This is a genomic window from Synechococcus sp. H55.2 (genome assembly GCF_047462495.1).
GTDB lineage: Bacteria > Cyanobacteriota > Cyanobacteriia > Thermostichales > Thermostichaceae > Thermostichus.
The window spans coordinates 1-5,735 of sequence record NZ_JANSJH010000128.1; the positions used below are offsets into that span (position 1 = coordinate 1).

A 5,735-nucleotide genomic window follows, 5' to 3' on the forward strand; every position below is an offset into this window, starting at 1 on the left:
AAGTCGCTCAAGGACTACGTCCCGCTAACGCGAACGGGCTTTTCCGCTCCGTACTACTCGCGTCAGCGGTGCGGAGCGCTTAGTACAGGGCTACCCAGCTGCCCCCCTGTGTCGCCACCCTGGCAGAGCCAAAACCGAGGGCCCCCAAACCGTCTCTGTCGCCGCCTGGGGATCCCAACTCTTGCCTAGGCTAGGACGGCGGCCGCCCCGGCGAAAGCTTCCTCCCGCAGCAGCGCAGCTTTGTCGGTGCGCTCCCAGGGCAGATCCAGGTGGGTTTGCCCGAAGTGCCCATAGACCGCCACGTTTTGATAGAAGCGCCCTCCCCGTTGACGGGGTAACTCTCGCAGTTGGAACTGGGCCAGAATGGCTGCCGGCCTCAGGTCAAAATGGCGCTGCACCAGCCGCAGCAGATCTTCGTCGGGGATGCGCCCTGTGCCAAAGGTTTCCACCAAAAGGTTGATGGGACGGGCCACCCCGATAGCATAGCTAACCTGCACCTCGCATTTTTGCGCCAGGCCGGCAGCCACGATGTTCTTGGCCACATAGCGGGCGGCATAGGCGGCGCTGCGATCCACCTTGGTGGGATCCTTGCCGGAGAAGGCCCCGCCCCCATGACGGGAATAGCCGCCATAGGTATCGACGATGATCTTGCGGCCGGTCAAGCCGGCATCCCCCTGCGGGCCGCCGATGACGAACTTGCCGGTGGGATTGGTGAGGAAGCGGGTATGGCTGTCGGGTTTGATGGGCAGCTCGGCAAATACCGGCTGCACCACCGCCTCCCAGAGATCGGCGCGGATGCGCTCTTGCACCGCCGCCTCTTCTGTGATGGCGCCAATGGTGGGCGTGTGCTGGGTGGAGATGAGCAGGGTGTGGATACCCACCGGACGCCCCTCCTCATAGGCCACCGTCACCTGCGTCTTGCCGTCGGGGCGCAGATAGGGCAGGGTGCCGTTTTTGCGAACAGTGGCCAACTGGCGGCTGAGGCGGTGGGCCAAGCTGATCGGCAAGGGCATCAGCTCAGGGGTCTCGTCGCAGGCAAAGCCGAACATCAAGCCCTGATCCCCGGCCCCGACCAAGTCGAATTGATCTTCCCTGGATGCGCGACTTTCCAGGGCCACGTTCACCCCTTGGGCAATATCGGGAGATTGCTCATCAAAAGCCACCAACACCGCGCAGCTATCGGCAGAGAAACCGTTCTTGGCGTCGGTGTAGCCAATTTCGGCCACCTTGTCCCGCACCAGATGGGTGAAGTTGACATGCGCCTGCGAGGTGATCTCCCCGGTCAGGATCACCATGCCCGTATTCACCACCACCTCTGCCGCCACCCGGCTCATGGGATCCGCCGTCAAGAGGGCATCCACGATGGCATCGGAGATCTGATCGCAGATTTTGTCGGGGTGCCCCTCCGTCACCGACTCCGAGGAAAACAAAAACGACTTGGACAACGAACCTCTCCTTAAGACGAAACAGATGAAACTGGGAGCCTGCTCAGGCCAGAAAGCCAGGCCCACCTGTCCGTTCATCGGCGGCCAGGACCCAGAAAGGCAGGCCTAGCCGGTGGATCAGCGCAGTTGCCAGAGCAACCCACCGCACCCGAGGACTTCGTCCCACTGACGCGATAGAGCCTTGCTCCGCCGCTGCGACCAGAGCTGTGGGAGCCGCTAAAGGGTAAAGTCGCCAGAAAAAGCCCCCACCTAAAAGGGCTATCCTCTAGAGAAAACTTTATTGCCTTTATCTTTCGGTTACTGACTAACCGCAGGAATTGGCACCGTAGCGGAGACTTCCGCCGGTTGCCGCAGCTTCATTGGGCCTGATCCCTCAGTCTGCTCTGGATAAAGAACGGAACTTGTTCTTATGGTACCCCTAACCTCGACGCATTTGTCAAAAAAATGCGCTCTGGGCCGGTCTCAACCCAACAGCTCCTGCCACCAGTCGGTGGACTGGGCGGCCCTGAGAAAAAAGACGCCCGCCAAGCCCAGAGGGAAGAGAACTCCCAGAAAGCCAACCGCCCCCAGTGCCCAAGCCAAGCGATGCAGATGCCTTTTGCTGGCAGCGCCCGCGGTTGTTTCCGCCAAGACGGCCAACATCGATCCCAGGGCCGCCAACAGGGATCCCCCCAGCCCGGCCAGATAGGCGGGCCCCAGCCACGGCTGTAACTGGGCGGCAGAGGCAATTTGCAAACGGGGCAGGACTTGAAAACACCCTACCGCCAGCACGGCCCAGATGAAGGAGTACATCAGCAGGCTATCTCGAAAAGCGGTAGCCGGTTCTTTCATGATCCCAGCCCAATCCAGCCAGAGGTAGGATAAAAGCAGTTTGCTGGGGAAGAGCTTGCTCGGCCCACCCGAATTTCCTCTGATTATGGCCCAACCCGCCATGTCTGACCTCTCTGCACCGGCTTGGGGATCCCACTCGACAACAGAGCCTGAGGCTGTTGGCGTTGGCAATTGCGGGACGGAGTCTCTAGCGGGCACAGAGACTGACCTCAACCAGTGGCACCGCCGCAGAATGCAGCGCCGCCAGCAAATCCAGCGGCAGCGCCTATCGGGCATGCGCGATGACAAGGGCTTGATCATCGTGCATACAGGGCAGGGCAAAGGCAAGAGCACGGCTGCTTTCGGCATGATCTTCCGTGCCCTCGGCCAAGGCTTGTCGGTGGGGGTAGTGCAATTCATCAAGGGGGCCTGGGATCCGGGCGAAGCCAAGCTGTTGCGCCAGTTGGCCGCCCATCCGGAGCTGGGCCTGGGGAAAATCGCCTTTTACGCCATGGGGGAAGGTTTTACCTGGGAAACCCAGGATCGCGAGCGGGATATCGCCCATGCGCAGGCGGCCTGGGCAAAGGGGCGGGAGCTGCTCAGCAGCGGCGAGTACCACCTGGTACTTTTGGATGAGATCAACGTCGCCCTCAAGCTGGGGTACCTCTCCCTGGAGCAGGTATTGGCCGGCCTGGCCGAAAAACCGGAGCGGGTGCATGTGATCCTGACCGGGCGGGGCGCGCCGGCTGCCCTGATCGACCGGGCCGACTTGGTAACCGAGATGACCTTGGTCAAGCATCCTTTCCGCGACCAGGGGATCAAAGCGCAAATCGGCATTGAGTTCTAGTCCTTGGGTAGGGCAAGATGGCCATTCTGGTGGCGGCAGCCACAAGCGGCAGCGGCAAGACCACTGTCACGCTGGCTCTGTTGGCCGCTCTCAGGCGGCGGGGCCTGCGCATTCAGCCCTTCAAGGTGGGGCCGGATTACATTGATCCCCTGTTCCACACAGCGGTGAGCGGGATCCCCTGTCGCAACTTGGATCCCTTTTTAACCGATGAGAACTTTGTGCAGCGCTGCTTTCGCCACCACTGCCAAGGCAAAGATGGAGCAATTGTAGAGGGAGTGATGGGCCTCTTCGATGGACGAGCGCCCGCATCCCTGCCCGGCGAGACAGAACCCTTTTTTGCCAGCAGCGCCCACGTGGCCCGCCTGCTGGGGATCCCTGTGGTGTTGGTTATCGACGGCAGCGGCCTGGGAATGACGGTGGCCGCTCTGCTCTACGGCTTGAGCCGCTTTGATCCCCGCCTCACCATTGCCGGGGTGATTTTCAACTGCGTGGCCTCGGAGCGGCACGGCCAGATTTTACAGCAAGCAGCAGCGGCGGCGGGGATCCCGGTCTTGGGCCAGTTTCCCCGCCGTGAGGATCTGCGCCTGCCCAGCCGCCACCTGGGGTTGGTGCCCGTCTCAGAACTGGATCACTTCCCCCGCTGGCAGGAGACCTGGGCCGACCTGGCCGAGCAGCATCTGAATTGGGATGAGCTACTGCCCTTGATTCGCTCCTTGCCGCCGGCAGTGGGGGAGCTGTGGCCAGAGATTTCCCCACAACCGCGTCGGGTTCGGGTAGGGGTGGCCCGCGATGCCGCCTTTAACTTCTACTACGCCGACAACCTAGATCTCCTGCGGGCCTGTGGCGCCGAGCTGCTGGAGTACTCTCCCCTGCAGGTGGGGCTGTGGCCGCCGGAGCCCTGCGATGGCCTGCTGCTGGGGGGCGGGTTCCCAGAACTGTTTGCCGCCACCCTCTCCGAAAAAATAAGCCACCGCCCACCGCCGCCCGCCCATCCACCCCTCTATGCCGAATGCGGCGGGCTGATGGTGCTGGGACGATCCCTCACCGATTTCAAGGGAAAGACCTACCCCCTGGCCGGGCTGCTGCCTATCCAGGTGGACATGGGCGACCGGCTGTGTCTGGGCTACCGCGAGGCCACTGTCCTGCGCCCAACCCTGCTGGCCAAGGCCGGGGATCGCCTACGAGGGCACGAATTTCACCGCTCCCGCAGCACCCCTCTCTCCCCCAACCCAATCTACATCTGGGGATCCCCGCCTCACCAGGAAGGCTGGGCCGGTCGGCGCCTGCACGCCTCCTACCTGCATCTCCACTGGGGATCCCGTCCCGACCTGGCCATGCGGCTCTTACAAAGCTTCTTGAGGACAACTCTGCCCATCTCCCCTTAGAAGACCATGCCATCGCTGAGCCGTTGGATGGGCGGAGAAACATCTGACCTGAGCTCCGGCGGATCCAGGTCTTTGAGCCGCTTTTCCGGCCAGGCCAAGCGATCCGCGGATCCTCCGCGAGAATGTCGCCAGCGCCTGTGGAAGGGCATTTCCCCGCTGGGATCGTGATCGTGGCGGTCACGCAGTCGGCATCGAGGCGAGAATGCTCCGATTCACCGGCCAAAACCCTTTCAAATAGCAACTTACAGCGATCCCGAATGGCTTGAGGACTCTGAAAATAAGTCACTCGTTTTTCCTGAACAACAGATGCCGACCTTGAGCCCTTCCCTCTCAAGCATCCCTCGCTTCATCCAAGAGTTTTTCAGCATAATTGGGCGGGAACTCACCTTGCTCCACATTCGTCTACAAAACTTAGCCTTCTTGACTCCAAACACGCCAGCCTCTTGCAGAGGCTCAGAAACCTAGAGGGCAACCCAACCCAAAGGACTACATCTTGCTTCCCCACTGCTGAAACCCCTGTAGGAGTGGGCTTTGAGGCAATTGTCCACAAAAGGACTGCGTCGGGGCATTTCGAGAAAAGACTGAGCTAAGCACTGGGTGAGGATCCCAGTAGGTAAGAAGTTTTGAGTCGGGGTAAATTTTGATGTCTTTGGTTAAGACGAGTATGGGATACTACACCTTGGTGGGCTAGACTTTGCCTACCCTGTGGCTTTAATCACTTCCTTGAGGGTTTGTCGGTTGTTATCCTAGACATGTCTTTAGCTCTCAAGCAGAATAAGCATAAATTACTAGTTGGCTCATTTTCGGCTAGACTGAGCCCCACAGCGGGCGATTCATGTAGGGAGGAGTGTGATGTTCACACGGTTGGCGGAACAGTACCGCAGCTATGTTCAAGATCTGGTGATGAGTTTGCAGGCTCTGGCCATTGTTTTGGAGAAGCGGGGCTATCCAGCTTCTTGCTACACCTGCGGTACTTCATTTGAAAGCGCCTCGTTTATGGTCAGTTTACGAGAGGGTCACCTGATTCGCTTTTTGGTTTCCGAATGCTCCATTAGCTGGACAGAAATGCGGGATGACCGGGAGCTCATGAAACTGGAAGGAGCAGAGGCGATTCGCCAACTGCAGGATTTGGCAGAGCTGATCAAAGATGAGTTGGTGGCTGCCGCTCCGGCTGAGGCTCTGGTAGCCAGCACCTGAAAAACAAGCCGTAAGTCTCTCGCCCCCAAGTCCCAAGCGATTGGACAACCG

At 60.2% G+C, this 5,735-nt stretch carries 5 protein-coding genes and 1 riboswitch; of the genes, 3 read left to right on the forward strand and 2 right to left on the reverse strand.

Annotated features, from left to right (window positions below):
* Nucleotides 1-185 precede the first annotated feature (185 nt).
* Together metK and NW844_RS11855 are read right to left on the reverse strand one after the other, a co-directional pair.
* A complete protein-coding gene (gene metK, locus NW844_RS11850; protein WP_414335901.1) occupies nt 186-1,445 on the reverse strand; it encodes a methionine adenosyltransferase in 1,260 nt (419 codons plus the stop codon).
* Nucleotides 1,446-1,728: 283 nt separating this feature from the next.
* A riboswitch (SAM riboswitch) is annotated at nt 1,729-1,839 on the reverse strand.
* 68 nt (nt 1,840-1,907) lie between these two features.
* Entirely contained in the window at nt 1,908-2,276 is a 369-nt protein-coding gene (locus tag NW844_RS11855; protein ID WP_414335902.1) for a hypothetical protein, read from the reverse strand.
* 85 nt (nt 2,277-2,361) lie between these two features.
* On the opposite strand from NW844_RS11855, the gene cobO reads away from it, so the two are divergent.
* The 3 genes from cobO (at nt 2,362) to NW844_RS11870 (ending at nt 5,684) form a co-directional block, all read left to right on the forward strand.
* Nucleotides 2,362-3,102: a cob(I)yrinic acid a,c-diamide adenosyltransferase gene (gene cobO / locus NW844_RS11860; protein ID WP_414335906.1), complete on the forward strand. Its 741-nt coding sequence runs from the start codon at nt 2,362-2,364 to the stop codon at nt 3,100-3,102.
* Nucleotides 3,103-3,119: 17 nt separating this feature from the next.
* Complete coding sequence (locus NW844_RS11865) at nt 3,120-4,487, forward strand: cobyrinate a,c-diamide synthase (RefSeq protein WP_414335903.1); 1,368 nt, start codon at nt 3,120-3,122, stop codon at nt 4,485-4,487.
* Between the two features lie 852 nt (nt 4,488-5,339).
* A complete protein-coding gene (locus NW844_RS11870; protein ID WP_414335905.1) occupies nt 5,340-5,684 on the forward strand; it encodes a DUF1815 family protein in 345 nt (114 codons plus the stop codon).
* The last annotated feature ends 51 nt before the right edge of the window (nt 5,685-5,735 follow it).